This window comes from Salinicola endophyticus (assembly GCF_003206575.1).
Taxonomy (GTDB): Bacteria; Pseudomonadota; Gammaproteobacteria; order Pseudomonadales; family Halomonadaceae; genus Salinicola; species Salinicola endophyticus.
Genome location: NZ_PZJO01000004.1, coordinates 307158 through 332763 on the forward strand (window position 1 = coordinate 307158; position 25606 = coordinate 332763).

The window sequence follows — 25606 nt, forward strand, 5'->3', positions numbered from 1 at the left end:
GACAGAGTGCCATGACAAGTCGATGTCGGGCAGGAGACTCCGTCAGTGCCACTGTCGTGTCGGACGCAAGAACGGTGTCGGCGTTACCTCCCTGACGTAACGGAGTCATTATCAGAATGAGCCCAAGCGACAGAAACTTCTACCCCCGGGAAACGGAAATTAGTGTCGCTCCCAGTGCAGGTCCGCTGCGTTGCGGTTCGCCTGACGCTTTTCATGCCGGGCAGGCAGCAAAAAGCCCCGCACGGGGCGGGGCTTTTTCGAGGTAGGGCTTGCTGGTGTCGGCCAGCGACGGATCAGATGTTGTCGTCGCCGCGCTTGGTCTTCTGCGGATCGACCTGGGCGATCGCCGGTTCGTCGCCGCTGCCCTGGTCGAGCTTGGCCAGCAGATTCTCCGACTGACGCTTGAAGGCGGCCAGCGCCTTGCCGGTCAGCTGCTGCGAGTCCGGCAGCTTCACGCGCATGGCGTCGACCTGACGGTTGTTGACCAGGATCTCGTAGTGCAGATGCGGCCCGGTGGTGCGGCCGGTGTTGCCGGAGAGGGCGATCTCCTGGCCCATCTTGACCCGGTCGCCGGGTTTCACCAGCGCCTTGCTCAGGTGCAGGTAGCGGGTGACATAGCCGTTGTCGTGACGGATCACGATGTACTTGCCGGCGAGCGGGTGGTTGACCACCTTCTCGACCCGGCCGTCGGCGGGGGCATCGATCGGGGTGCCGCTGCGCATGGCAAAGTCGGTGCCCTTGTGCGGGCTGATCCGGCCGGTGACCGGATGGTGCCGGCGCAGGTTGAACGGCGAGCTGATGCGGTAGTGACCCTGGAAGGGGTAGCGGTCGAAGGCGGGATCGAGGCCGTTGCCGTCCGGGGTATAGAAGTGGTCGTCGGCGCTGTTGCGGATCACGGTCAGATCCATGCGCTGGCCTTCGTACTTGGCGGCGAGGATCTTGGAGTCCAGCGACTGGCCGTCGATCATGTCGGATTCGACCAGCACCTGGAAGTGATCGCCGGCGCGGGCGTCACGGCGGAAATCGAGCTTCTTGGAGAGCACGTGGGTCAGTTCGGAGACCTCGGCGCTGGAGAGCCCGGTGGACTGCGCCGAGAGCGCGAAGGAGCCGCTGACGGTGCCGCTGAACATGCGCTGGGTGGCTTCGCCGGCTTTCTCGATCGGCGAGTAGGCGAACTCGGCGGTCTCGCTGTCGCGCTCGATCAGGTAGCCGTCGCGGGGGTTCTTCATCACCCGCAGGGCCAGCAGCTGGCCATTCTCATCGAGCTTGTAGTCGAAGGTACGGCCGACCCGCCAGCGGGTCAGCACCTTCTTGTCCGGCACGGCGCCGAGGATCTGGGTCACGTCGCTGTACTCCAGCCCCAGGGTGCGCTCGGCGGTCAGGGCGAAGGAGTCGCCCTTCTGGATGGTGTAGCTCTGCCACTCCGGCACGTAGTGCTCGTTAGAGGCGATCTCGCTGCCGAGATCGGGATCGCCGTTGGGGTCGAGCGCCCCATCGGAAGTCCAGTCCTCGTAGGAGGTGCCGCCGATGTCGTCGTCGCTGTCGCTGTTGGCCGCGTAATCCTGACCGCTGGCACCCAGCGCCAGGGCCGACTTGAGCGCCGTGGCGGCGAGCAATGGGGCGCCGGCCGTCGCCGGAGCACTGGCCGCGGGGATATCCTCGCTGGCCTGCGCCTGGGGGATCAGACCGACATCCATGACTTCCAGCGGCTTCAGCTGCGCCAGCGGAATATCGTCGGAAAGACGCTGGAGCGCCGAAGGGCCGTCTGCCTGATCATGATCGCCAGCCGAGGCGATGATCGACTGGGAAAGTGTGGCGGTCGAGGCGACGGAAATCGGTGTCTGCGCGTTGTCGGCGTGGTCGAAGACGCCGATGATCTTTTGCGTACCCAGCACGGTAACCATCGTGGCAACCGGAAGCAGCAACACTTTATGAGTGCGGGGTAGCGAATGGAAAATTCGCAGCATGAAGGTGAAGGCCCGAGTAAAAAAGGTGACAAACTAATATAAAGGCTCGGGAACCATACCCCATGGCGGTATTAATTGCCTAGTCTGTATTAATGTACAGCACCGTATCCCAGGCGCCATGGGGTGCGAAGAAGAGTGGCGCGGTGTCAAGAAGATGTTTTGCAGCCTAACCTTCCGGGCGCAGTTTCGGCCCGCTCTGACAGGCTTTTTGCACCAACATGGTGCGCGAAAAACGTCGCTATTTTGCGCCAATGGCGTCGCGTAAAACCCTTGTATCACTTTTCGATGACGTCGAAAAATAGCTGCCTGGCGGCGCGGGAAGGGGCTGCACGATGGTGCCAGATACGCGGGGCCGAGGCCAGAGTGCACGCACCGAATGGCAGCGTGTAACGGGTTTCTCGACGCCTTCGACGCGGTAAACTGAACGGGGCGCGGCGTTCCTGCCCGGGCCCATGAGAGCTGTTCAGCCGGAGACGAGCGCATGCCGAGAGTGACCTTGCTGCAGTGGCAGATGCTGGCGGCGGTGGCCGACCATGGGGGGTTCGCCAAGGCGGCAGAGGCGATCCACAAGAGCCCCTCGACGCTCAACCATGCGATTCACAAGATCGAGGAGCAGCTGGGGGTGCGCCTGTTCGAGCCCAAGGGGCGCCAGGTGGTGCTGACCGAGGCCGGCGAGATGCTGTTGCGCCGGGCGCGCCAGCTGATCGAGAACGCGGCGCTGCTCGAAGATGTCGCCGAGCGCCTCGCCGGCGGCCTCGAGGCGGAGATCACGCTGGCGGTGGATCAGATCTTTCCCGGCCACGCGCTGGCCGAGGCGCTGACTCAATTCTCGGCGGCCTATCCCCACGTGCGCGTGCAGCTGCACGAGACCGTGCTCAACGGTGCCGCCGAAATGCTGTACGAGTCGCGCGCCGACCTGATCATCTCGGGCTTCAGCCCGCAGGGCTTTCTGGGCCAGCCGCTGGTGGACATTCCGTTCATCGCCGTGGCCCACCCCGAGCATCCGTTGCACGGTCTGGGCCGGGCGCTCGATCTGCGTGATCTGGAAGGCCATCGCCAGCTGGTGGTGCGTGACTCCGCCATGCGTCACCGGCTGGACTCAGGCTGGCTGAAGGCCGAGCAGCGCTGGACGCTGTCGCACCTCTCTACCTCCATCGACATGCTCGAGCGTGGGCTGGGCTTTGCCTGGGTGCCGCAGACGCGTATCCAGGCAGCGCTCGACGCCGGCCGGCTGAAAGCCCTGCCGCTGCGGGTCGGCGGTATCCGCTACGCCTCGCTGCAGATCGTCCATCGCGATATCGATGGCGCCGGTCCGGCGACCCAGGCCTTGGCGCAGGCGCTGATCGAGGCAACCGTCACCAGCTGCCGTGATGCAGAGCCGCTGCTGCTGCAGGAGGGGGCGGAGGCGCGGCAGATCCCACTGGCCGACGAGCAGACCCAGTAAGGTTCGTCTGTGCCGAACGGTGGCAGCGAATTTATGCGCTCGATATTCGATCCCGGCACTCTATGCTGAAGACGAATCCCGCGCCTGGCGCGCCGGCAATATCAGAAAGAGGGAGAGACGCATGGGCCTGTTGGTCAACGGTGAATGGCAGGACAAGTGGTATGACACCCAGAGCCACGGTGGGGAGTTCGTGCGCGAATCCGCCAAGCTGCGCGACTGGGTCACGGCCGACGGTGAACCCGGGCCGGACGGGCAACCGGGCGTGCGCGCCGAGGCCGGGCGCTTTCATCTCTACGTCTCGCTGGCCTGCCCCTGGGCCCACCGGGCACTGATCATGCGCAAGCTCAAGGGGCTCGACACGCTGATCGGGGTCTCCCACACCAGCCCACTGATGCTCGATCAGGGCTGGTCGTATCACCGCGACGAGGGCGCCAGCGGCGATGCCATCAATGGGGTCGAGTATCATCACCAGCTCTATACCTTGACCGACCCGCGCTACACCGGACGAGTCACCGTGCCCGCGCTGTGGGACAAGCAGCAGGGCCGGATTCTCAACAACGAGTCGGCGGAGCTGGTACGCATGTTCGACTCGGCCTTCGATGGGCTCACCGGCAACCGGCTCGAGTTCTACCCCGAGGATCTGCGCGAGGTGATCGATGCGGTCAACGCCGATGTCTATGACAACGTCAACAACGGCGTCTACAAGACCGGCTTCGCCACCGAACAGTCGGTCTACGAGAAGCACTACGAGGCGTTGTTCGCCTGTCTCGACCGACTCGAGGCGCGTCTTGCCGAACAGCGCTACCTGGCCGGGGCCTGGCTGACCGAGGCGGATATCCGTCTGTTCACCACGCTGATTCGCTTCGACGCGGTCTACTTCGGTCACTTCAAGTGCAATCGCCGGCGGATCGAGGACTACCCGCAGCTCGCCAACTACCTGCGCGAGCTCTACCAGTGGCCGGGCATCGCCGAGACGGTCGACTTCGACCATATCAAGCGCCACTACTATTACAGCCACGACACCATCAACCCGACCCGCATCGTGCCGCGGGGGCCACAGCTGGATCTCGAGCGCCCCCATGACCGCGGACGGCTGGAGGGTCACGGTATCCGCGAGCGCGATTGATGCTTCGCCGACGTGTGATGCCGCGGGCAGGCGCCTGGGGCTTGCAGATTCAGATGTGATGTCTCAGGTATGGCGGCGCAGCCAGCGATCCAGCGCATTGGCAAACTCGCGCCGCTCGGCGTCGCCGTAGGCGTCAGGGCCCCGGGTCTGCTCGCCGCTGGCGCGCAGCGTCTCCAGGAAGTCGCGCATCTGCACCTTGGCGCGCACATTGTCGGCGCTCAGCCGCTCTCCGCGGGTGGTCATGACGTCGGCGCCGCGCTCGATCACCTCCTGGGCCAGCGGCAGGTCGCTGGTGATCACCAGGTCACCGGGGCTCAGCGAGGCTGCGATCAGGTCGTCGGCGGCATCGAAGCCGTGGGCTACGCTGCGTGGCTTGACCCAGGCCGAGGGTGGCAGCGGCAGGGCGTGGTTGGCGATCATCCAGGTGCGGGTATGGGTGCGCTCGGCTGCGCGCAGGATGATCTCGCGGGCCGCCCGCGGGCAGGCGTCGGCATCGATCCACAGGGTCACGGCGGGTGTCTCCGCCGCCGGCTCTTGGGGCACATCTCGGGACATCGGCGGTTCTCCTGGGGCCTGATGAGGGGGCTGATGATAGGCACTCGCGATTCTAGCCGTGATGGGCCGTGCACTCACCCTTCGGTGGTAAGCGGGAGCAAGGGGCGGAAAAGGAGCAAGGGCGAAAAAGAGGAGGCGGGAGACAGAGAGCGCTAGATGTAGGAAATTTACGATCGTGTTGGAGGTGAAGCTTCACCCATGGTATAGTTGCGCTTCCTCGCATGTGTTGACCCCACCATCCTGCCGATATGTCTGCAATCCACGCCATCGACCCGTGAGTCGATGCCACTACCGGACGTATCTCGTGTACGACGCACGGCGCAAGCCGATTTCTGCGTCCGGATGCAACGATGGCGCGCTTTCAGCGGTCGATGATTCTCACGACCGGGCGCAGCAAGGTCGCCACAGACGTCTCCGACCCGGCACTCGCGCCGACTCGGTGACAATGCCAGGTGCGACCGGTGTCGGTCGGGCCACAAGCCCGCGGCACCATGACATTTTTGCCGGTACCCCCACCGGCCACTCCAAGGTGTGAAATGACCTCGACTGTAGTTGCGACGCCTAGTTTTGGCGAACTGGCGCTATTGCCGGAAGTACTCTCTGCCCTCGATACCCTGGGCTATGAAACGCCATCCCCGATCCAGTCGCAGACCATTCCTGCGCTGCTCGATGGCCGTGACGTGCTGGGCCAGGCCCAGACCGGCACCGGCAAGACCGCTGCCTTTGCTCTGCCGCTGTTGAGCCGTATCGAGCTCGATCGGCGTGAACCCCAGGTGCTGGTACTGGCACCGACCCGCGAGCTGGCCCAGCAGGTGGCCGTCTCGTTCTCCAAGTATGGACAGAATCTGAAAGGTCTCGAGATCGCCACCCTGTGCGGCGGTCAGGAGTACCGTGAACAGTTGAGCGCGCTCAAGCGTGGCGCTCAAGTGGTGGTCGGCACCCCGGGCCGGATCATCGATCACCTGGATCGTGGCAGCCTCAAGCTGGAAGGGCTCTCCGCGCTGGTGCTCGACGAAGCCGACGAGATGCTGCGCATGGGCTTCATCGACGACGTCAAGCGCGTGGTCGCCGACGCCCCCAGCGACTCCCAGCGGGTGTTCTTCTCGGCCACCCTGCCGAGCGAGATCGAGCGCATCGTCAATCGCTATCTGGTCGATCCGGTCAAGGTGGCGATCGAGTCCAAGGTCAGCACCGGTGAGAACATCGAGCAGCGTGTGGTGCGGGTCGAAGGCCCGAGCAAGCTCGAAGCGCTGGCCCGTATCCTCGAGGTCGAGCCGGTCGACGCCGCGATCGTCTTCGTGCGTACCCGTGCCGCCTGCACCACGCTGGTCGAGCAGCTGACCGCCCGCGGCGTCAACGCCGCCGGCCTCTCCGGCGACCTCGACCAGAGCCTGCGCGAGCGCACCATCACCCGGCTCAAGCGGGCCAAGGTCGATGTGCTGGTGGCCACCGACGTGGCGGCGCGTGGTCTCGACGTGCCGCGTATCACCCACGTGGTCAACTACGACCTGCCGCAGGACTCGGAAGCCTACATCCACCGCATCGGGCGTACCGGCCGTGCCGGCCGTGACGGCGTGGCGATCACCTTCGCCGGCGGTCGCGAGACGCGCAAGGTGCGCTGGGTCGAGCAGGCCACCGGCCAGCCGATGACCGAGATGCCGCTGCCCGACGAGAGCGCCATCCGCGCCCATCGTGACGAGCGCTTCAGCGCGCGTCTGCTCGAGATGCTCGAAGCCGGCGCCGGCCAGCAGCGTGAGCTGATCGAGAAGCTGGTCGCAGAGGGTCATGACCCCGTCGATCTGGCCGCTGCCATGGCGACCCTGGCGCGTGCCGGTGAAGCCCCGATCGGACGTATCACCGCAGGTCCGGCACGCCGCGACAACCCGCGTGACGGCGGTCGTGATGCCGGCCGCGAGCGTGGCCCGCGTCGTCGCGACAGTGCCCCGCGTGAAGGCATGACCCGCTATCGTGTCTCGGTCGGCCACAAGGATGGCGTCAAGCCCGGCCAACTGGTCGGTGCGCTGGCCAACGAAGGCGGTATCGAAGGTGCCCGGATCGGTCGTATCGACATCCGCAACGCCTTCTCGGTGGTCGAGCTGCCCAGCGGCCTGCCCAGCACCATTCTGACCAAGATGGCGCGTGCTCGGGTCGCCGGCCGCTCGCTGGAGATCACCGAAGATCAGGGCGCGCCGGAGCGCGCACCGCGTCGCCGCAGCGACGGCGATGCGCCGATGCGCCGCTCGCGCGCCTGATCCCAGGCATCGCCGGCCCTACGCCGTCCCTGTTTTCAGGGGCGGCGTTTTTGTGTGCGTACCCCGCACCTTTGCGGGGGCGCCGCCGTCGCGGCCGCGATTCCGCCGGGAGCCGCTTGGGCCATGGTCGGACAGCCACCAATGATCATGGTGTGCAATAATCGTTTCGTTCGCTGAATCGAGACAGGTGTCGCGTCGGCGCCGCGCGCTGGCGCCACCGACGGCTAAGGAAAGGCATGGTCAAGACGCTCAAGGACCAGCTCTACCAGGCGCTGCTGCGCAGCATGGCCAGCGGTCATCTGGAGCCCGGCCTGGTATTGCTGGAGGGCAATATCGCCGAGATCTTCGGCATGAGCCGCTCACCGGTGCGCCAGACCCTGGCGCGGCTGCACGACGAGGGAGCGATCAGTCGCTTTGAGGGGCGCGGCTATGTGGTCGGCCGCGGGCCGAGCGAGGTGGTACGGCGCTCGCTCACCGCCGCCGACTTCCGCGCCGCCGGCGGGCGCGCCTCGGTCAAGCGTACCGAGTCGTGGCGCGCGCTGGCCGAACGGGTCGAGCACGATGTGGTGCTCGGTTCGATGAAGGGGCGGCTGGAGCTCAACGAGCTGGAGCTCTCGCGTACGCTCGACGTCAGTCGCAGCGTGACCCACCGCATTCTGCTGCAGTTGCAGTCGCTGGGCGTGGTGGCCAAGGTCAAGTATTCGAGCTGGAACGTGGTGCCGCTGGACAGCGACCGGCTGCATCAGCTCTACGAGGCACGCCGCCTGCTCGAACCCTTCATGATCGGCAAGGCGTGTGAGCGTATCGGGGCAGACGACATCGCGCGCTATCTGCAGCGGCTGGCCCAGGCCGAGCGGCGCTATCCGCATATCGACCCGGGGCGGCTGGATGCGCTGGAGCACGACCTGCACCACGACGCCCTGGTCCACGGCGCCAATGACGAACTGCTGTCGATGCTGCAGCGCACCCGGCCGATCCTGCTGATCAGCAAGCACCTGCTGGGTGGTGAGATCGCACTGCCGCCGGAGGATCCCTTCTTCGCTGCCCACCGCCAGGTGTTCGAAGCGCTGGCGGCGGGGCAGGCGGCCCGCGCGAGTCAGACGTTGAGTGACCACCTGGCCTGCTCCGAGTCGCTGGTGCAGGCGCGGCTGGTCAACTTCCAGCGCGATGGCGATATCCGCATCCCCGCTTATCTGCGCTGGCTCAGCCGCTGCTGAGCGGCCGGCCCCTAGGCCGGCTTGCCATTCACCGCCGGGCCGTCGACCGGCAGCGCATTGTGGCGGCGCAATTCGCGGATGATGCCACTGTGGTCGAGATCGCCATCGCCCTGTTCGAGCATGGCGCCGAACAGGGCATCGGCGCGCTGGCTCAGCGGTAGCGACAGCCCCAGTTCGGTGGCCACGGCCAGTGCGGTCTGGGTGTCCTTGTGCTGCCACTTGGCCGGGCCCCCGGGGACGAAGTCACCGGCCAGCATGCGCTCGCCGTGCTGCTGGAGAATGGTCGAGTCGGCGAAACCGCCAAGCAGTGCCTGGCGCACCTGGGCCGGATCGGCGCCACCGCGCTCGACCAGCAGCAGCGCCTCGGCCACCGTGGCCAGAGTGTTGGCGACGATCATCTGATTGGCCAGCTTGGCCAGTTCCCCGCAGCCGGCTGGGCCGACATGGGTGGGGCGGCCCAGATGGCTCAGCAGCTCGCGGCTGGTCTCGAAGGCGGCGGCCTCGCCGCCGACCATGATCGCCAGGGTGCCGTCGATGGCGCCGCGTTCACCGCCGGAGACCGGGGCGTCGAGATAGTCGATGCCGCGGGCTGCGGCCGCTTCGGCCTGGCCGCGGGCGGTGGCCACGGGGATCGAACTCATCACGATCAGTTGGCTGCCGGCGGGCATGGCGGCGATCACGCCATCCGCGCCCAGCAGCACCTCATCGCATATCGGCCCTGAGCTGAGCATCACGATCAGGGTGTCGACCGTGGCTGCCTCGGCCGGGGTGGCGGCGAGACGGATGCCGTGATCCGCCAGTGGCGTCAGCTTGTCTCGGCTGCGGTTCCAGGCGCTGACGGCGTAGCCGGCAGCGGCCAGGCGGCGGGCGATCGGAGCGCCCATGATGCCGGTGCCCAGAACACCGACGCGTCGTTGTGTGGTCATCTCGCCTTGTCCTCGCCTATCTGTCTCGTGCGGGGCGCACTGATGGCGCGCCCCGGGGATGCACTGGCACGTGGCTGCTGCGTTGCCCTCGCCGGTGTCATTCGCCGCTGGTCGGCAGGATACGCCCCGGCGAGAGCAGCTCGCGGGGATCGAGCAGATGCTTGATCCCGCGCATCAGGTCGTACTCCGGCCCCGGCAGGGTGTCCAGAAAGGCAGCCTGCTTGAGCCGCCCGATGCCGTGCTCGGCGCTGATGCTGCCGTCGAACGCCTCGACGATCTCGAACAGGCGCAGCTCCAGGTCGTGGAGCAGGGGCGGGCGCTCGGCTTCCGCCAGCGTCGCCGGCGGCAGGATGTTGAAGTGCAGGTTGCCGTCGCCGATATGGCCGTAGGCGATCACCGTCGCCTCCGGGCAGGCTTCGGCGATGGCGTGGCAGGCCTGGGCGTGGAACAGCGACAGCGACGAGATCGGCAGCGAGATATCGGTGCGCAGATGCTCGCCGGTCTGCCGCTGACCCTCCAGCATCGCCTCGCGGATCAGCCACAGCTGCTGGGCCTGGGCCTCGCTGGAGGCGAGTACGCCGTCGGCCAGCAATCCCGCCTCGGACCCCTGCTCGAACAGGGCCTCGATCATCGCATCGAGGTCGGCGGGGCCGCTCGCCGCGACCTCCATCAGCACGTAGGTGGGGTGGGCCGAGTCGAGCGGGTCGCGCAGCTCCGGTGCCGCCTGCATGGCCAGCTCCAGGCAGTGCCGCGGGATCAGCTCGAAGGCGGTGAGCAGATCGCAGCAGCAGCGTCGAGCCAGCGCATAGAGCGCCAGCACCGCATCGATGTCGGCGCAGGCGAGCAGCGCGGTGCGGGTGACCTGCGGCTTGGGGAAGAGCTTGAGCACCGCACCGGTGACGATGCCCAGGGTACCCTCGGCGCCGATGAACAGCTGCTTCAGGTCGTAGCCGGTGTTGTTCTTGTGCAGCGCGCGCATGTGGCTGAGGATGCGCCCGTCGGGCATCACCACTTCCAGGCCCAGCACCAGCTGGCGTGTCATGCCGTAGCGCAGCACGTTGATCCCGCCGGCATTGGTCGAGATATTGCCGCCGATCTGGCAGCTGCCCTGGGCGCCCAGCGCCAGCGGGAAGTAGCAGTCCGCCTCCTCCGCGACCTCCTTGAGCGTCTGCAGCACGCAGCCGGCGTCGACGCTCAGGCTGAAGTTCAGCGGGTCGAGCTCGCGCACCTGGTTCATGCGCTCCAGGCTGAGCACCAGCTCGGCGCGCTCTTCGTCCGGCATCGCCCCGCACACCAGCCCGCTGTGCCCGCCCTGGGGCACCAGCGGCACGTCGTGGCGGTGGCAGTAGGCGACGATATCGGCCACCTGGGCGGTGTTCTCCGGGCGTACCACGGCCAGCGGCATGCCGCCGCAGCGTCCGGTCCAGTCGGTGCGGTAGCGCGCCAGGTCATCTTCCTGGGTGAGCACGCCGCGCGCGCCCAGCAGTTTTTCGAGTTCGCCGATCAGGGCGTTGTCGTTACTCATCGTCATCTCACCTTGCTCAGCGGTACCACAGCACGATGCCGGGGAAGACCAGGAACAGCACCAGCAGGCCCAGCAGGGTGAAATAGAAGGGCAGCAGGCTCTTGACCAGGCTCTCCATCCCCACCTTGCCCACGCCGCAGCCGACATAGAGCACCGTGCCCACCGGCGGGGTGATCAGCCCGATACCGAGGACGAAGGACATCAGCACGCCGAAGTAGACCGGATCGATGCCCAGCTTGACCACCACCGGCGTCATCAGCGGTGCCAGGATCACCATGGCCGGGGTCAGATCCATGAAGAAGCCCACCACCAGCAGGAAGGCCGCGAGGATCAGCAGCAGCAGGAAGCGATTGTCGGTCAGCGCCGAGAGGGTCACCACCAGTTGTTGCGGAATCATGTTGGCGGTCAGCAGCCACGCCAGCACGCTGGCGAAGGCGAGCAGCAGCATCACCACGCCGGTCAGTTTGCCGGTGGTGATACAGAGCTGGAAGAAGCGCTTGAGGGTGAGGCTGCGGTAGATCACGAACGACACCACGAAGGCGTAGACCAGCGCGATTGCCGCGCTCTCGGTGGGCGTGAAGACCCCCGAGAGAATGCCGCCGACGATGATCACCGGCAGCAGCAGGGCGAGGGCGGCATCCTTCAGCGCGCTACCCAGCTCCGGCAGCGAGAAGGGCTGGCCGCGGCCGTTCTTGCGCGACTGCACGTAAGTGGTCACCGCCAGCCCCAGGGTGATCAGGATGCCGGGCACGATACCCGCCATGAACAGCGCCGAGATCGAGGTGTTGGTGACCACACCGAACAGGATCATCGGGATCGAGGGCGGAATGATGATCCCCACCACCGAGGCCGCGACCACGATCGCCGTGGCCAGCGGCCCGCTGTAGCGGTGGCGCTTCATCGGTTCGATCATCATGCTGCCGACGGCGGAGGCGTCGGCCACCGCCGAGCCGCTGATGCCGCCGAAGAACATCGAGGTCAGCACCGCGACCTGGCCCAGACCGCCGGCGACGAAGCCGACCAGGGCACTGGCCAGGCGCACCAGTCGGGTGGCGATACCGCCCTCGCTCATCACCTCGCCGACCAGGATGAACAGCGGGATCGCCAGCAGCGGGAAGGAGTCGAGCCCGTTGACCGCCTGCGCCACGATCGGCGACAGCGCATAGTCCGACTCGAAGAAGATGAACAGGGTGATCGCGGCGAGGCCGAACGAGATCGGCATGCCGATGACGATACAGATCGCCAGACCGACGAGAATGCTCCAGAGAATCATGGTGTTTTTCCTCGCAGCAGGGCGACGAGCGCAACGCTGTTGGCGATCAGGGTGAGGATCGCCATCACCGGCATGGCGCTGTAGAGGAAGGTCTGCGGAATGCCCAGCATCGGCGTGGCGCTGGTGTAGCCCGAGATCAGGTCGCGGAAGCCGAGCAGGATGCAGATGCAGACGATATAGATCACCGCGATGGCGAGCAGCGAGGCGGCGCGCTTGAGCGCGGTCGGTGCCTTGTCGCGGAAGAAGGTCACCGCGACGTGCTCGTTACCGAGACTGCCGACGCCGGCGCCCAGCAGGACCAGCCAGATGAACAGCACCCGGGACATCTCTTCGGCCCAGGTGTAGGAGTAGTTGAGCACGTAGCGGCCGAAGACGTTGGCGGTGACGCAGAAGACGACACCCAGCACGAGCAGGCCGACGGCGATCTCCAGGGTCAGCTTGAGCCACCCCAGCACGCCGCGTGCAGTGGACGAGGAAGCGGTCATCGCGCTCTCCGAGCAAGAGGGGGCGTGACGGCCAGGCCGGCACGCCCCCGACAATGAGGCGCGGCCGGCGCGTCGGGCGGCGGCCGCGGTGGGTGGGATTACTGGGCCGAGGAGGCGGCCTGGCGGATGCTGTCGATCAGGTCACCGCCGATCTTGTCGCGCCAGTCGGCGTAGACCGGCTCCAGCTTGTCCTGGAAGACCTTGACCTGGGCCGGCGTCAGCTCGGTGATCTGCATGCCTTCGTCGGCGAGCTCCTGCTTGATCTGGTCGTTCATGCTGCGGCTGACGTGGCGCTCGTAGTCGCCCATCTGCTTGGCGGCATCACGCAGCAGCTGCTGGTAGTCGGCCGGCAGGCGATTCCAGAAGCGCTCGGAGACCAGCGTGATGAAGGGCGTGTAGACGTGGTTGGTCTCGGTGGCGTACTGCTGCACCTCGTTGAACTTGGAGGATTTGATGGTGATCCAGGGGTTCTCCTGGCCATCGACCACGTGCTGCTCGAGAGCGGTGAACAGCTCGGCGAACGACATCGGTGTCGGGTTGGCACCCAGGGTGCGCCAGATATCCAGATGGATCGGGTTCTGCATGGTGCGGATCTTGAGACCCTCGAGATCCGCCGGCTTGGAGACCGGACGCTTGCTGTTGGTCAGCTGGCGGTAGCCGTTCTCCGACCAGCCGATCGCCACCAGGCCCTTGGTCGATGCTTCCTTCAGCATGCGCTGACCGATCTCGCCGTCGAGTACCTTGTCGGCGACTTCCGGCTTGGGAAACAGGAACGGCAGATCGAATACCGCGAACTGCGGGAACATGTTGACCATCGGTGAAGTCGAGGGCGAGGTCATCTCCAGGGTGCCGGCCTGCAGTGCACTCACCGACTGCAGGTCATCGCCCAGCTGGGCGCTGTGGAACATCTGCACCTGGATATGGCCGTCGCTGCGCTTTTCGACGATCTTCTTGAAGTACTCCAGACCACGGTACTGGGCGCTGGACTGGGTCAGGCCGATGTTGAACTTGAGGCTGTAGTCCTTGCCGTTGCCCTGGACGACATCGCCCTTGACCTCGGGCAGCGGCGGCATTTCGGTGGCGGCCACGGCTGACAGGCTGCCCAGGCCGAGCACGCCGGCGGTCAGCAGCGACACCAGCGAGCGGCGCAGCGGCAGGGTACGTGGGGAACGTGTGGTTGTTTTCATCTTCGGCTCCAGAGCGTGTGGGCTGATGGACTGGGGCAGGGCGGCGCCATCTTGTTGTGGCTTGTCGATGGCGTCCGCGCCCGCCGGGGGACGGCGCTAGGCTGACTGCCAGGCGCTGCCGTCGGGGTAGCGGTGGGCCGCGAGCGACGCCGCCTTCATGGTCACCCCGTAACCCGGGGCATCCGGTACCCGGTAGTGACCGCGATGGATCTGCACCGGGGCCTCGAAGTGTTCGTGCAGGTGGTCGACGTACTCGAGCAGACGACCCTCCAGCGAGCCGGAGACCGCGATGTAGTCGAACATCGAGATGTGCTGGGTGTACTCGCACAGGCCCACGCCGCCGCCGTGAGGGCAGACCGGGATGCCGTACTTGGCCGCCAGCAGCAGCACCACCAGCACTTCGTTGAGGCCGCCCAGGCGGGCGGCATCGAGCTGGCAGAAGTCGAGCGCTTCGGCCTGGAACAGCTGCTTGAACATCACCCGGTTATGGCAGTGCTCGCCGGTGGCGACACCGATCGGGGCCAGGCGGTGGCGGATCTCGGCGTGGCCGAGAATGTCGTCGGGGCTGGTCGGCTCCTCGATCCAGTGCGGATCGAACTCGGCCAGCCGGCGCATGTTGGCGACCGCCTCGTCGACGTCCCACATCTGGTTGGCATCCATCATCAGGGTGCACTCGGGGCCGATCTCCTCGCGCAGGATGCGAGCGCGGGTGCGATCCTCCTCGATGTCGCCACCCACCTTCTGCTTGAAGTGGCGCCAGCCTTCGTCCAGCGCCTCGCGGCAGAGCTTGCGCATCTTCTCTTCCGAGTAGCCCAGCCAGCCCGCCGAGGTGGTGTAGCCGGGGTAGCCGTGCTCGCGCAGCTGGGCCACACGCTCGGCCTTGGTCGGCGCCTGGCGACGCAGCAGGGCGATCGCCTCCTCCGGGGTCAGGGCATCGCTGACGAAGCGGAAGTCGAGGCACTGGACCAGCGCCTCCGGGGTCATGTCGGCGAGCAACTGCCACACCGGCTTGCCCTCGCGCTTGGCCCACAGATCCCACACCGCGTTGATCATCGCCGCGCAGGCCAGATGGATGACGCCTTTCTCCGGCCCCAGCCAGCGCAGCTGGCTGTCGCCGCTGGTCAGGTCGCGCCAGAAGGCGCCCATGTCGGCGGTGATCTCCTCGAGGGCACGGCCCTCCAGGCGCGAGGCCAGGGAGTTGACCGCTGCGACGCAGATCTCGTTGCCGCGACCGATGGTGAAGGTGAGTCCGTGACCGCTGATCCCGTCGTCCGCGTCGGTGTGCAGGATGACGTAGGTGGCCGAATAGTCCGGTGCCGCGTTCATCGCGTCCGAGCCGTCGAGCTCGCGCGAGGTGGGAAAGCGGATGTCCTGGGCTTCGACACGCTGAATGATCGTCATGGGGCGCGGATTTCCTTATGGCTTACGACACGAAATAGGTCGCGCTATTGTCGGGTGATTGCGCCAATTTTCAGCCATCAATCGATGGCCTAGGTGGCGATTTAGGACAGCCTAAAGGAGCGGTGAGGCCTCGAATAATCGTTTTTTTTGCAACTGCTATAACCCGGGGTTATTGTCTTTGACCAAAGAATAAAGGCAGGGATGAGCATGTCCCACGATAGTCGAATTCACATCAAGAGCTGGTTGCGTATCAAGCACCTGGTGCTGCTGGTAACTCTCGACGAAAGTCGTAGTCTTCACGCCACCGCGCGGCATATGAACATGAGCCAACCCGCCGCCAGCAAGATGCTCAAGGACATTGAAACCTTCTTCGGCATGGCGCTGTTCTTGCGCCAGCCCCGGCAGATGGCCTTGACCAGCGGCGGCCGCCTGCTGGTGCGCTATGCGCGCAGCATTCTCAACGACACCGACCGCCTGATCGACGACCTGATCTCGCTGCGCGAGGGCGGCCACGGCAAACTGGTGATCGGCAGCGTGCCGGGTGCGGCACCGGTGCTGCTGCCGCAGGCGATCATCCAGCTCAAGCACGAGCGTCCGCAGCTGGCGGTGAGCGTTCACGAGAACTCCAGCGACCGTCTCCTGGCCGATCTCGAGTACAAGCGGCTCGACGTGGTGCTGGGACGCTTCACCGAGCCCGCCCAGCACCATCTGTTCGACTTCCTGCCGCTGCAGGCCGAGCCGGTCTCGATCGTGGTACGTGCCGGCCACCCGCTGTGCCAGCACACCCCGACCCTGGCCGAGGTGGTGCGCTGGCCGTGGGTGATGCACCCCACCTCCAGCCCCATGCGCGGCCTCTTCGAAGTCGCCCTGGCGGAGGCCGAGGTGCGCTCGCCGCGCAATGTGATCGAGACCACGTCGACCCAGACCACGCTGCAGCTGGTCAGCGCCTCGGATGCCATTGCGCTGCTGCCCACCTCGGTGCTGCGCACGACCCTCTCGGCCGGGCGCTTCGCCGCGCTGCCGCTGACCATCGGCGAGCCGCTGGGCTACTACGGGGTGATGACGCGCAAGGGCGAGGAGCGTGCCGAGGTGGTGGATGCCTTCATCGCGCTGCTGATGACCCGTTCCGAGGTCTGAACGCTGCCATCATCCCCCCCCGTCGCCGGCAGGTCACCGGCGGCGGGGAGGGCGCGATGCCCGGGTGGGGCAGTGGCAGTTCGGGGCGGTAGGCGCGCTCAGCGCCGGGCGAGGTGGGCGATCAGGCTGCGGATGCCGAAGGTCCAGGGCGGCAACTGGTCGCTGCGCGCGACCACGTTGCTCAGCCGCCCCAGTCTGGGCGTGGCGATGTCGACCCGGTCGCCCAGGTGGTGGGTGAAGCCCTGGCCCACGCCGTCGCGATCCTGGATCGGCGAGAACATGGTGCCGAGGAAGAGCATGAAGCCGTCCGGATACTGGTGATGCGCGCCACGGGTCTGGCTCACCAGGTCGAGCGGGTCGCGGCTGATCTCGCGCATGTCGCTGTCGCCTTCGAGCACGAAACCATCGTCATGCCCCTCGATACGCAGCGAGACCTGCGCCTGGCGCACGTCGTCGATGCCGAAGTGGGCGTCGAACAGGCGGATGAACGGGCCGATGGCGCAGGAGGCGTTGTTGTCCTTGGCCTTGCCCAGCAGCAGTGCACTGCGCCCCTCGACATCGCGCAGGTTGACGTCGTTGCCCAGGCTGGCGCCGCGCACCTGACCCTGGGCGTCCACCGCGAGCACGATCTCCGGCTCCGGGTTGTTCCACTGCGAGGCGGGGTGCAGACCGACCCGGGCGCCGTGTCCCACCGCGGAGAGCGGCTGCGCCTTGGAGAAGACCTCGGCGTCGGGGCCGATGCCCACCTCCATGTATTGCGACCAGGCCCCCCGCGCCTGCAGCTCGCGCTTGAGTGTCATCGCCTCTTCCGAGCCGGGCTGGATGCGTGACAGATCGCTGCCGATCAGCGTCTGAATCTCACGGCGCAGCTCGGCGGCGCGGTTGAGATCGCCGCCGGCCTGCTCCTCGATCACCCGTTCCAGCAGGCTGACGGCGAAGGTCACGCCGCAGGCCTTGATCGCCTGGACGTCGCAGGGGGCGAGCAGATAGGGGGCCACCGGCTCGACCTCGGCGCTATTGGCCAGCACCGTCGCCAGCGGGGCGATCAGCGGGGCCTCGGCGTCGCGCACCAGGCCGGCGGCGTCGGGGTGTTCGAGCAGGTCGGCCATGGTGGCGACATGCGCGGAGAGATCGACCAGGCTATCGCCACGCACGGCGACGATGGCCGGGCCTCCGCGCTGCGGGTCGTCGCCCAGCCAGGCGCGCCCTACCAGCAGCGCGCGGTCGGCGTCCTCGGGCAGGCAGTCGAGTGACTCGGGCAGGCGGTCGGATCCTTGGGATTGCGTCATGGTTGAACCAGCTCTCGATGATCATGGGTGACTGAACGCCGGCACGCACAGGGCGCGAGCACGGCGCGGGCAAAGCGTCGTGTGGCGGCCGGCGGCTCAGCCGAACGCTGTGGTGCCGGCCAGCGATGAGCGTGCCACCGCCTGGCGCATCGCCGCCACCACGTCCTCGGGCAGCGGGATACCGTCGGCGAGATAGTCGCGCCGCCGCGCCAGGCCGGATTGACCGGGCAGGCGCACCGGGTGCTCGGCGTCGCGCGGGCGTGCCTCGCGGCAGCGTCGGGCGAGATGGTCGGTCTCGTCGAGGAACGCATCCGTACCGCCGAAGCGCGCCGGGTCGATCACCATCACCATCACCGAGGCGCCCCAGGTGGTGGGGCCATCCTTGCGCCCGAAGCCGGCCAGGGCCGAGGTCAGCGCCTCCACCATCAGCCCCAGGGCGAAGCCCTTGTGGCCGAAGGCCAGCTCGCCCAGCGGCAGAATGCTGCCGCCCGGCTCGGCGAAGTAGTCGGCGGGATCGTCGCTTACCTTGCCGTGTCCGGAGAGGATCGCCGGATGCGCCAGGCGCCCACCGGCGGCATGGGTCTTGCCCACGGTGCCGTTGGTGATGGTCGACATACTGACATCGATCAGCAGCGGCTGCTCGCGGCCGGGGATGCCGGCGGCCAGCGGGTTGGGGGTGTAGACCCGGTCGAGACCGCCGAACGGCGCCACCGAAGCCACCGCCGGGTCCGAACTCAGGATCAGCGGCACCAGATTGGCTTCCACCAGCGGCTGCAGGTAGGCCGCCAGGCAGGCGATATGGTGCGAGCGCTTGAGGCTGACCATGCCCAGGCCGAAGGTGGCCGCGGCCTCACGGCAGTGATCGAGGGCTCGCTGCACCAGGTAGGGGCCGAGCAGATAGTGGCCGTCGAACAGCGCCGCCACCGGCGTGTTCTCATGAATCTCCAGCACCCCGGGGTCGCCGCTGGCATTGCCGGCGGCGAGATCCTTGAGGTAGCCGTCGGCCAGCTTCACCCCGTGGGTGTGGTGGCCGAGCAGATCCCCCTCTACCAGTATCCTGGCGGTGGTCTCGGCGACCTCCTGCTGCGCCCCCGCCTCGCGGAACAGGGCGCTCAGGGTGGTGCGCAGGGTAGCGGCGTCATAGCGGGTCATGTCTTTTCTCCGGCGGAGGCGGGGCGGCGCAGGCGGCGGAACTGCTTGATCAGCGTCGGCAGCAGCCAGATCAGGATCACCAGCGCGCCGAGGGCGGCGCTGATCGGACGCTCGAAGAAGGCGAAAAGATTCCCCCCCGACTTGAGCATCGAACTCATGAAGCTGTTCTCCAGCGTGCCGCCCAGCACCAGCCCCAGAATCGCCGGCGCCATGGGGAAGTCGTTGCGCGCCAGCACGAAGGCGACCAGGCCGATGACCAGCATGATCCAGATATCGGTGACCGAGTTGTTGATGGCGAAGGCGCCGACGATGCAGAAGGTGAAGATCACCGGCATCAGCATCTTGCGCGGGGTCAGGATGAAGATCTTGGAGGCGCGAATCGCCAGATAGCCCAGCGGCAGCATCATCAGGTTGGCGACGAAGAACACCGTGAACAGGGCGTAGACCTGGCTGCCGCCGTTCATGAAGATGGTCGGCCCCGGGTTCATGCCCTTCATGTAGAGCACGCCGATGACGATGGCGGTGATGGTGTCGCCGGGGATGCCGAACACCAGTGCCGGCACCCAGGCGCCGCTGATACCGGAGTTGTTGGCCGAGCTGGCATCGACGATCCCTTCGATATGGCCGGTGCCATACTTCTCTTTCTCCTGGGAGCGACTCTTGCCCAGCGCATAGGCGATCCAGGCGGCGATATCGGCGCCTGCCCCCGGCAGCGCGCCGATCAGCGTGCCCAGCGCACTGCCGCGCAGCATGTTGCGCCAGTAGCGGCGCAGGGTGGCGGGGGCCTGGCGGAACACGCTGTCCTTGGCCATCGCCGGCACGCTGCGGGCCTCGTTACGCGAGCCGTAGAACAGCATGATCTCGTTGAGCGCGAACATGCCGATCATCACCGGGATGAAGTTGACCCCGGCCATCAGGTCGGGCACCCCGAAGGTGAAGCGCGGCGCGCCGCTCATCATGTCGAGGCCCACGGTGGAGAGCAGAAGGCCCACGGTGAGCGAGAGAAACGCCTTCAGCCGCGAGCCGATGGCGATGAAGATCGAGCAGCTCAGACCCAGCAGGGCCAGCCAGAAGTACTCGAAGGAGCTGAAGTTGAGCGCCACCTCGGCCAGCGAGGGCGACACGAACACCAGCACCAGGGTGCCGAACAGGCCGCCGAACACCGAGCACAGCAGGTTGGTGCCCAGGGTTTCGCGGGCCCGGCCCTGACGCGCCAGGCGGTACGACTCGCCGACATAGGCGGCGGAGGCGGGGGTGCCGGGAATGTTGAGATAGGTGCCGGGAATGTCACCGGCGAAGATCGCCATCGCCGAGGTCGCGACGATCGCCGCGATCGCCGGCGTGGCGTCCATGTAGAAGGTGATCGGCACCAGCAGGGCCACCGCCATGGTGGCGGTGAGGCCGGGAATGGCGCCGACGAAGAGCCCGAACACGGCCGCCGCGACGATCACCAGCAGCGTCTGGGCGTTGAACACCATGGCCAGGCCTTGCACAAAGGTTTCCATGAGCGATTACCCGATCCAGGCCAGACTTTGCGGGAGCAGGACGCCCTCCGGCAGTGGAATCAGCAGATAGCGCGAGAACAGCAGGGTGACGATGAGCGACACCACCAGGGCGACGCCCAGTGCCAGCCACCATTTCGCCCCGCGCATCAGCATCAGTAGCCACATCGAGAGCAGCATGCAGAGCCCGGCGCCGAGGGTCTCGGCCGCCAGGATGTAGAACACGATCAGGGCACAGGGCACCAAGGAGAGCGCCAGCCCGCGGTAGTCGTAGCGCGAGAGCCCCGGGTCCTCGGGCGCGTGCCGCCGGGCGGCGAGCACGCGGACCTGGCTCAGTGCCAGCAGCGCGCCGCCGATCAGCATCCCCCCGCCGATCAGCGAGGGGAACAGCGACGGCCCGTACTGCAGCGAGGGCATGGTGGGGTAGGTCTGGGCCACGGCGATCACCACGCCGCCGCCGATGGCAAAGGCCAGACCCAGGAGAAAGTCTCTCATCGTGCGACTCCCGCGGGCTGCGCCCTCACTTGGCCAGGCCGACCTGTTTCACGATCTCGCCGAAGCGCTGATCCTGCTCGGCCATGAACTTGCCGAAGTCATCGGCGCCGCGCCACTCGGTGCCGAAGCCCTGCTTGGCCATGAAGTTCTGGTAGGTGTCGCTCTGGTAGGCCGCCTCGACCGCCTTCTCCAGTGTCTCGACCACGGCCGGGTCCATGCCCTTGGGACCGGCGATACCACGCCACTCACCGATGGTGTAGTCGCTGCCGATCGCCTCCTTCAGCGTGGGCACGTCGGGGAAGCTCGCGAGCCGCTCCGGTGCCATGATCGCCAGGCTCTTGACCTTGCCCGCCTCGATCATCGCACGCCCCTCGGGCACCGAGCTGGGCACGATATCGATACTGCCCGCCGCCATCTCGGTCATCGCCGGTGCCGCACCCTGGCTGGGAATCCAGGTCACCCGGTCGGCGTCCATGCCCTGGTCGAGCAGCAGCCCGGCGAAGGCCAGATGCCACACGCCGCCCTGGCCGGTGCCGGAGGCGTTGTAGGTGCCCTTGGGCTCGTCCTTGACCTTGTCGAGCAGGGTCTTGACCGAATCGAAGGGGCCGTCGGCGGCGACCTGGATACCGGCGTAGTCGTAATTGATCTGGGCGATCGGGGTGTAGTCGGCATAGGTGAGCTGGGTCAGGCCCTGCCAGTGCATCATGTTGATCTCACCGGTGATCAGGCCGAGGGTGTAGCCGTCCGGCTTGGCCATGGCGATGGCGGTATGCCCGACCACGCCGCTACCGCCGGTGCGGTTGACCACATTGACGGTCTGGCCGAGCTCTTTCTCCAGCGCCGTGGCGATGGTGCGTGCGGTGGCATCGGTGCCGCCCCCCGCCGCCCAAGGCACGATCAGGGTGATCGGCTTTTCGGGATAGTCGGCCAGTGCCGGCAGCGGCAGAACCAGGGCGGCGCCGAGCAGGCCGAGGCAGAAGCGTTTCGCGGTCGTCGAGATCATGGCGGTGTCTCCGGAGTGACGTATCGTTTTGTTTATCGTTGTGTGGGGCGTCGTTGTGTCGATCGCCGTCTTGCTCAGGGAGTGGTTGTGGGCTTGGCCGCTTGACACGCAACGGGCCTTTAGCGGGTGAAGCACACGGCGCCTGCCGAGCCTTCCCTATCGGTGCCAAATGCGTCGGAACCGGCACTGATATCGGGTGAATGACGCTCTGTCCGGGCTCATCAAGTGTCGTGCTTTTCGTCCTCGACGCTATGACGAATGAACATTGAGTGCAATATTCGTGTTGGCTAGACATTGGTCGAGTGCACCTGCCGATGGGGCCAGAAGCTGTCACCATGGCCGCCGGTGAGTCCGTAAGAACATCCGCCGGGTTGGCTGCCTAGCCTAGCGTGATTCGCGGGTGGGGTATTTGCGCCGAAAGTCTATGTTGTACTTATTGTTAGTATGTTCAACATAGTCGGTATGAGTGCCTATCGCTGCACGTGCTGGGGCGGGGGTGCTGGGTCGCCTGGCCGTCGGCCGGTAGCGAGCCCGAATCCGCTTGGCTGTTTAACGAGCCCGAACCCGCTCGGCTGTCTAGCGAGCCCGAACCCGCTCGGCTGTCTAGCGAGCCCGAACCCGCTCGGCTGTCTAGCGAGCCCGAATCCGCTCGGTCGTTCATCGAGCCCAAGCAATGCCGAGGAGAGCAAAGACGATGCGCCTGATTCAATGTCGCCACGATGGACGACTGACGGTGGGCCTGGTGGTCGACGCCGGGAGCGTGCAGGTGGTGGCCGCGGAGGAGGGGGTCTACGGCCTGGCGCGGCAGGCGATTGCCGAAGGGCGCCCGCTGAGTGAGGTGGTCGAGGCGGCGCTGACCGAGACCCGGCTGGACTACGCCGCGCTGGTCGACAACGGCGAGCTGCTGCCGCCGCTGACCCACCCCGACCCGGCCCACTGGCTGGTGACCGGCACCGGACTGACTCACCTCGGCAGTGCCGATACACGCTCGGCCATGCACGCCGCGACCCTGGTCGATGAGAGCACCCTGACCGACTCCATGCGCATGTTCCGCATGGGCGTGGAGGCGGGCAAGCCGGCCGCCGGTGAGGTAGGGCCGCAGCCGGAGTGGTTCTACAAGGGCGACGGCGACTGCGTGGTGGCGCCCGAGGCGGCGCTGCGCTCGCCGAGCTTCGCCCAGGATGCCGGCGAGGAGCCGGAACTGGCCGGGCTCTACGTGATTGGCGACGACGGCACCCCATGGCGGGTCGGCTACGCCGTCGGTAACGAGTTCTCCGATCATGTCACCGAGCGCTTCAACTACCTGTGGCTCGCCCACTCCAAGCTGCGTGCCTGCAGCTATGGCCCGGAGCTGCTGGTGGGCGAACTGCCCGAGCACCTCGAGGGCACCAGCCGCATCGTGCGCGATGGCCAGACGCTGTGGGAAAAGCCCTTCCTGACCGGTGAGGCCAACATGGCCCACAGCCTGGCCAATCTGGAGCACCACCACTTCAAGTACCGCAACTTCCGCCGCCCGGGCGACGTCCACGTGCACTTTTTCGGCACCGCCACGCTGAGCTTCGCCGACCAGGTGAGGGTCGAACCGGGCGACCGCTACGAAATCGAGTTGCCGGCGCTGGGTCGGCCCCTGCGCAACACCCTGGAGCGCGATACGGAGTCGGACTATGCGGCGGCCAAGCCTCTATGAGCGCCGCCGCGCATCCCTGTGTCGCGATAGCCACCCTGGCATGTCGCCGTGCGCTGCGCGGCGACTCTCTGGAGCCCTGCGATGAGTGATTCCCCCAAGCGCCGTCGCGAGTCGCTGCGCTCGCGCTGGTGGTTCGACAACCCCGACCACGCCGGCACCACGGCGCTGTGTCTCGAGCGCTACATGAACTACGGCATCACCCTGGAGGAGCTGGCCACGGGCAAGCCGATCATCGGCATCGCCCAGTCCGGCTCCGACCTGACGCCGTGCAACCGCCACCATCTCGAGCTGGTCGAGCGCACCAAGGCGGGTATCCGCGCCGCCGGCGGGGTGCCGTTCGAGTTCCCGCTGCATCCGATCCACGAGAATGTGCGCCGGCCCACCGCGGCGCTGGACCGCAATCTCGCCTATCTCGGTCTGGTCGAGGTACTGCACGGCTATCCGCTGGATGGCGTGGTGCTCACCACCGGCTGCGACAAGACCACGCCGGCCTGCCTGATGGCCGCGGCCACCGCCGACCTGCCGGCGATCGTGCTCTCCGGGGGGCCGATGCTCAACGGCTGGCGCGGTGCCGAGCGGGTCGGCTCCGGCACCATCGTGTGGGAGCTGCGCAAGCGTCTCACCACCGGCGAGATCGACTATCCCACCTTCCTCGCCCGGATCGCCGACTCGGCGCCGTCGGTGGGGCACTGCAATACCATGGGCACCGCCTCGACCATGAACTCCATGGCCGAGGTGCTCGGCATGAGCCTGCCCGGTTCGGCGATGATTCCGGCGCCCTACAAGGAGCGCCCGATGGTGGCCTACGCCACCGGGGCGCGGATCGTCGACATGGTGTGGGAGGACCTGCGCCCCAGTCGTATCCTCACCCGCGAGGCGTTCGAGAACGCCATCGTGGTGTGCTCGGCGTTGGGCGGGTCGAGCAACGCCCCGGTCCATATCAACGCCATCGCTCGCCATGCCGGCATCGAGCTGACCAACGACGACTGGCAGCGGCTCGGCCACGACGTGCCGCTGCTGGCCAACGTGATGCCGGCCGGCGCCTATCTGGGTGAGGAGTTCTTCCGCGCCGGTGGCGTGCCGGCGGTGATCCACGAGCTGCTGGGCGCGGGGCGCGTCCACGGCGAGGTGCTGACGGTGAACGGCCACACCCTCGCCGACAACTGCCGAGGGCACGAGACCCAGGATAGCGACGTGATCCGGCGCTACGCCGATCCGCTGGTGGCGGCGGCGGGTTTCATCAACCTCAAGGGCAACCTGTTCGACTCGGCGCTGATGAAGACCAGTGTCATCTCCGATGACTTTCGCCGTCGCTTTCTCTCCGACCCGGACGATCCCGACGCCTTCGAGGGACGGGTGGCGGTATTCGACGGCTCCGAGGATTATCACGCGCGGATCGACGATCCGACGCTGGGCATCGACGAGAAGACGATTCTGGTGATGCGCGGCGCCGGCCCGGTGGGGCATCCGGGGGGGGCCGAGGTGGTCAACATGCAGCCGCCGGAAGCGCTGCTGGCGCGCGGGATCGAGTCGCTGCCGTGCCTGGGCGACGGGCGCCAGTCGGGCACCTCGGGGTCGCCCTCGATTCTCAACGCCTCGCCGGAAGCGGCGGTGGGCGGCGGCCTGGCGCTGCTCGAGAGCGGCGACCGGGTGCGCATCGATCTGCGCCGCGGCGAGGCCAATCTGCTGGTCGATGACGCCGAGCTGGCGCGGCGGCGGGCAAGCCTCGAGGCGCGCGGCGGCTATCCCTACCGCGATCATCAGACGCCGTGGCAGGAGATCCAGCGCGGCATGGTCGAGCCGCTCGACCGCGGCATGACGCTGGCTCCGGCCACCAAGTACCGCGCCATCGCCTGGGACCTGCCGCGGGATAACCACTGATCGCGACGCCAGGCCCTCGGCTCCCCGGGCCTGCGTCTTCTCCGGTTTACCTCACACCTGTCGATGGCGCCCGAGCTTGCCGCTCGGGCGCCTGTCTTCTGC

At 66.9% G+C, this 25606-nt stretch carries 20 protein-coding genes; 7 read left to right on the top strand and 13 right to left on the bottom strand.

Annotated elements, in window-relative coordinates:
* Nucleotides 1-293 precede the first annotated feature (293 nt).
* On the bottom strand, nt 294-1904 hold the full coding sequence (locus DOM66_RS10735) for a peptidoglycan DD-metalloendopeptidase family protein (protein WP_342588195.1): 1611 nt from the start codon (nt 1902-1904) through the stop codon (nt 294-296).
* Nucleotides 1905-2448: 544 nt separating this feature from the next.
* Between DOM66_RS10735 and DOM66_RS10740 the strand changes: the two genes are divergently transcribed.
* Together DOM66_RS10740 and DOM66_RS10745 are read left to right on the top strand one after the other, a co-directional pair.
* The gene (locus DOM66_RS10740) at nt 2449-3411 is read left to right on the top strand and encodes a LysR family transcriptional regulator (RefSeq protein WP_110690117.1); all 963 of its coding nucleotides are present in this window, start codon (nt 2449-2451) and stop codon (nt 3409-3411) included.
* A 121-nt stretch (nt 3412-3532) separates the two neighbouring features.
* The gene (locus tag DOM66_RS10745) at nt 3533-4537 is read left to right on the top strand and encodes a glutathione S-transferase family protein (protein ID WP_110675446.1); all 1005 of its coding nucleotides are present in this window, start codon (nt 3533-3535) and stop codon (nt 4535-4537) included.
* A gap of 63 nt (nt 4538-4600) precedes the next feature.
* Here DOM66_RS10745 and DOM66_RS10750 read toward each other — a convergent pair whose 3' ends face one another.
* Nucleotides 4601-5092 carry a YaiI/YqxD family protein gene (locus DOM66_RS10750; protein ID WP_110690118.1) on the bottom strand — a complete coding sequence of 164 codons (492 nt, stop codon included), beginning with the start codon at nt 5090-5092 and terminating at the stop codon, nt 4601-4603.
* A gap of 536 nt (nt 5093-5628) precedes the next feature.
* Here DOM66_RS10750 and DOM66_RS10755 point away from each other — a divergent pair.
* Both DOM66_RS10755 and DOM66_RS10760 read left to right on the top strand, forming a co-directional pair.
* Complete coding sequence (locus tag DOM66_RS10755; RefSeq protein WP_110675448.1) at nt 5629-7344, top strand: DEAD/DEAH box helicase; 1716 nt, start codon at nt 5629-5631, stop codon at nt 7342-7344.
* 236 nt (nt 7345-7580) lie between these two features.
* Nucleotides 7581-8561: a GntR family transcriptional regulator gene (locus DOM66_RS10760; RefSeq protein WP_110675449.1), complete on the top strand. Its 981-nt coding sequence runs from the start codon at nt 7581-7583 to the stop codon at nt 8559-8561.
* An 11-nt stretch (nt 8562-8572) separates the two neighbouring features.
* Here the strand turns inward: DOM66_RS10760 and DOM66_RS10765 are convergent, their stop codons facing one another.
* From DOM66_RS10765 to DOM66_RS10790, 6 genes are all read right to left on the bottom strand, one after another.
* Nucleotides 8573-9646 (bottom strand): NAD(P)-dependent oxidoreductase, encoded by a 1074-nt coding sequence (locus tag DOM66_RS10765; protein WP_342588199.1) that lies wholly within the window; start codon nt 9644-9646, stop codon nt 8573-8575.
* Nucleotides 9585-11012: an FAD-binding oxidoreductase gene (locus DOM66_RS10770; RefSeq protein WP_110675451.1), complete on the bottom strand. Its 1428-nt coding sequence runs from the start codon at nt 11010-11012 to the stop codon at nt 9585-9587. The genes DOM66_RS10765 and DOM66_RS10770 overlap by 62 nt, the downstream gene beginning before the upstream one ends.
* A 16-nt stretch (nt 11013-11028) precedes the next feature.
* Nucleotides 11029-12285 carry a TRAP transporter large permease gene (locus DOM66_RS10775; RefSeq protein ID WP_110675452.1) on the bottom strand — a complete coding sequence of 419 codons (1257 nt, stop codon included), beginning with the start codon at nt 12283-12285 and terminating at the stop codon, nt 11029-11031.
* Nucleotides 12282-12770, bottom strand: coding sequence for a TRAP transporter small permease (locus DOM66_RS10780; protein ID WP_110675453.1), 489 nt, complete (start codon nt 12768-12770; stop codon nt 12282-12284). The genes DOM66_RS10775 and DOM66_RS10780 overlap by 4 nt, the downstream gene beginning before the upstream one ends.
* 98 nt (nt 12771-12868) lie before the next feature.
* The gene (locus DOM66_RS10785) at nt 12869-13957 is read right to left on the bottom strand and encodes a TRAP transporter substrate-binding protein (protein ID WP_110690120.1); all 1089 of its coding nucleotides are present in this window, start codon (nt 13955-13957) and stop codon (nt 12869-12871) included.
* A 96-nt stretch (nt 13958-14053) separates the two neighbouring features.
* Nucleotides 14054-15358 (bottom strand): enolase C-terminal domain-like protein, encoded by a 1305-nt coding sequence (locus DOM66_RS10790; RefSeq protein WP_110675455.1) that lies wholly within the window; start codon nt 15356-15358, stop codon nt 14054-14056.
* A 207-nt stretch (nt 15359-15565) separates the two neighbouring features.
* On the opposite strand from DOM66_RS10790, the gene DOM66_RS10795 reads away from it, so the two are divergent.
* The gene (locus DOM66_RS10795) at nt 15566-16495 is read left to right on the top strand and encodes a LysR substrate-binding domain-containing protein (RefSeq protein ID WP_188115173.1); all 930 of its coding nucleotides are present in this window, start codon (nt 15566-15568) and stop codon (nt 16493-16495) included.
* Between the two features lie 98 nt (nt 16496-16593).
* Here DOM66_RS10795 and DOM66_RS10800 read toward each other — a convergent pair whose 3' ends face one another.
* From DOM66_RS10800 to DOM66_RS10820, 5 genes are all read right to left on the bottom strand, one after another.
* Nucleotides 16594-17784, bottom strand: coding sequence for a fumarylacetoacetate hydrolase family protein (locus DOM66_RS10800; RefSeq protein WP_110675457.1), 1191 nt, complete (start codon nt 17782-17784; stop codon nt 16594-16596).
* Between the two features lie 96 nt (nt 17785-17880).
* Nucleotides 17881-18936, bottom strand: a complete 1056-nt coding sequence (locus DOM66_RS10805; RefSeq protein WP_110675458.1) for an Ldh family oxidoreductase — start codon at nt 18934-18936, stop codon at nt 17881-17883.
* Nucleotides 18933-20441, bottom strand: a complete 1509-nt coding sequence (locus tag DOM66_RS10810) for a tripartite tricarboxylate transporter permease (protein WP_110690121.1) — start codon at nt 20439-20441, stop codon at nt 18933-18935. The genes DOM66_RS10805 and DOM66_RS10810 overlap by 4 nt, the downstream gene beginning before the upstream one ends.
* A gap of 6 nt (nt 20442-20447) precedes the next feature.
* Nucleotides 20448-20933, bottom strand: coding sequence for a tripartite tricarboxylate transporter TctB family protein (locus tag DOM66_RS10815; protein WP_110690122.1), 486 nt, complete (start codon nt 20931-20933; stop codon nt 20448-20450).
* 25 nt (nt 20934-20958) lie between these two features.
* On the bottom strand, nt 20959-21936 hold the full coding sequence (locus DOM66_RS10820) for a tripartite tricarboxylate transporter substrate binding protein (RefSeq protein WP_110675461.1): 978 nt from the start codon (nt 21934-21936) through the stop codon (nt 20959-20961).
* A 694-nt stretch (nt 21937-22630) separates the two neighbouring features.
* Here DOM66_RS10820 and araD1 point away from each other — a divergent pair.
* Nucleotides 22631-23623: an AraD1 family protein gene (araD1, locus tag DOM66_RS10825; protein ID WP_110690123.1), complete on the top strand. Its 993-nt coding sequence runs from the start codon at nt 22631-22633 to the stop codon at nt 23621-23623.
* An 81-nt stretch (nt 23624-23704) separates the two neighbouring features.
* Nucleotides 23705-25504 (top strand): IlvD/Edd family dehydratase, encoded by a 1800-nt coding sequence (locus tag DOM66_RS10830; protein ID WP_110690124.1) that lies wholly within the window; start codon nt 23705-23707, stop codon nt 25502-25504.
* The last annotated feature ends 102 nt before the right edge of the window (nt 25505-25606 follow it).

Coding starts and splice junctions, on each gene's coding strand:
- DOM66_RS10735 (WP_342588195.1), bottom strand. CDS start 1,904: ATGGTTACCGTGCTGGGTACGCAAAAGATCATCGGCGTCTTCGACCAC.
- DOM66_RS10740 (WP_110690117.1), top strand. CDS start 2,449: ATGCCGAGAGTGACCTTGCTGCAGTGGCAGATGCTGGCGGCGGTGGCC.
- DOM66_RS10745 (WP_110675446.1), top strand. CDS start 3,533: ATGGGCCTGTTGGTCAACGGTGAATGGCAGGACAAGTGGTATGACACC.
- DOM66_RS10750 (WP_110690118.1), bottom strand. CDS start 5,092: ATGTCCCGAGATGTGCCCCAAGAGCCGGCGGCGGAGACACCCGCCGTG.
- DOM66_RS10755 (WP_110675448.1), top strand. CDS start 5,629: ATGACCTCGACTGTAGTTGCGACGCCTAGTTTTGGCGAACTGGCGCTA.
- DOM66_RS10760 (WP_110675449.1), top strand. CDS start 7,581: ATGGTCAAGACGCTCAAGGACCAGCTCTACCAGGCGCTGCTGCGCAGC.
- DOM66_RS10770 (WP_110675451.1), bottom strand. CDS start 11,012: ATGAGTAACGACAACGCCCTGATCGGCGAACTCGAAAAACTGCTGGGC.
- DOM66_RS10775 (WP_110675452.1), bottom strand. CDS start 12,285: ATGATTCTCTGGAGCATTCTCGTCGGTCTGGCGATCTGTATCGTCATC.
- DOM66_RS10780 (WP_110675453.1), bottom strand. CDS start 12,770: ATGACCGCTTCCTCGTCCACTGCACGCGGCGTGCTGGGGTGGCTCAAG.
- DOM66_RS10785 (WP_110690120.1), bottom strand. CDS start 13,957: ATGAAAACAACCACACGTTCCCCACGTACCCTGCCGCTGCGCCGCTCG.
- DOM66_RS10790 (WP_110675455.1), bottom strand. CDS start 15,358: ATGACGATCATTCAGCGTGTCGAAGCCCAGGACATCCGCTTTCCCACC.
- DOM66_RS10795 (WP_188115173.1), top strand. CDS start 15,566: ATGTCCCACGATAGTCGAATTCACATCAAGAGCTGGTTGCGTATCAAG.
- DOM66_RS10800 (WP_110675457.1), bottom strand. CDS start 17,784: ATGACGCAATCCCAAGGATCCGACCGCCTGCCCGAGTCACTCGACTGC.
- DOM66_RS10805 (WP_110675458.1), bottom strand. CDS start 18,936: ATGACCCGCTATGACGCCGCTACCCTGCGCACCACCCTGAGCGCCCTG.
- DOM66_RS10810 (WP_110690121.1), bottom strand. CDS start 20,441: ATGGAAACCTTTGTGCAAGGCCTGGCCATGGTGTTCAACGCCCAGACG.
- DOM66_RS10815 (WP_110690122.1), bottom strand. CDS start 20,933: ATGAGAGACTTTCTCCTGGGTCTGGCCTTTGCCATCGGCGGCGGCGTG.
- DOM66_RS10820 (WP_110675461.1), bottom strand. CDS start 21,936: ATGATCTCGACGACCGCGAAACGCTTCTGCCTCGGCCTGCTCGGCGCC.
- araD1 (WP_110690123.1), top strand. CDS start 22,631: ATGCGCCTGATTCAATGTCGCCACGATGGACGACTGACGGTGGGCCTG.
- DOM66_RS10830 (WP_110690124.1), top strand. CDS start 23,705: ATGAGTGATTCCCCCAAGCGCCGTCGCGAGTCGCTGCGCTCGCGCTGG.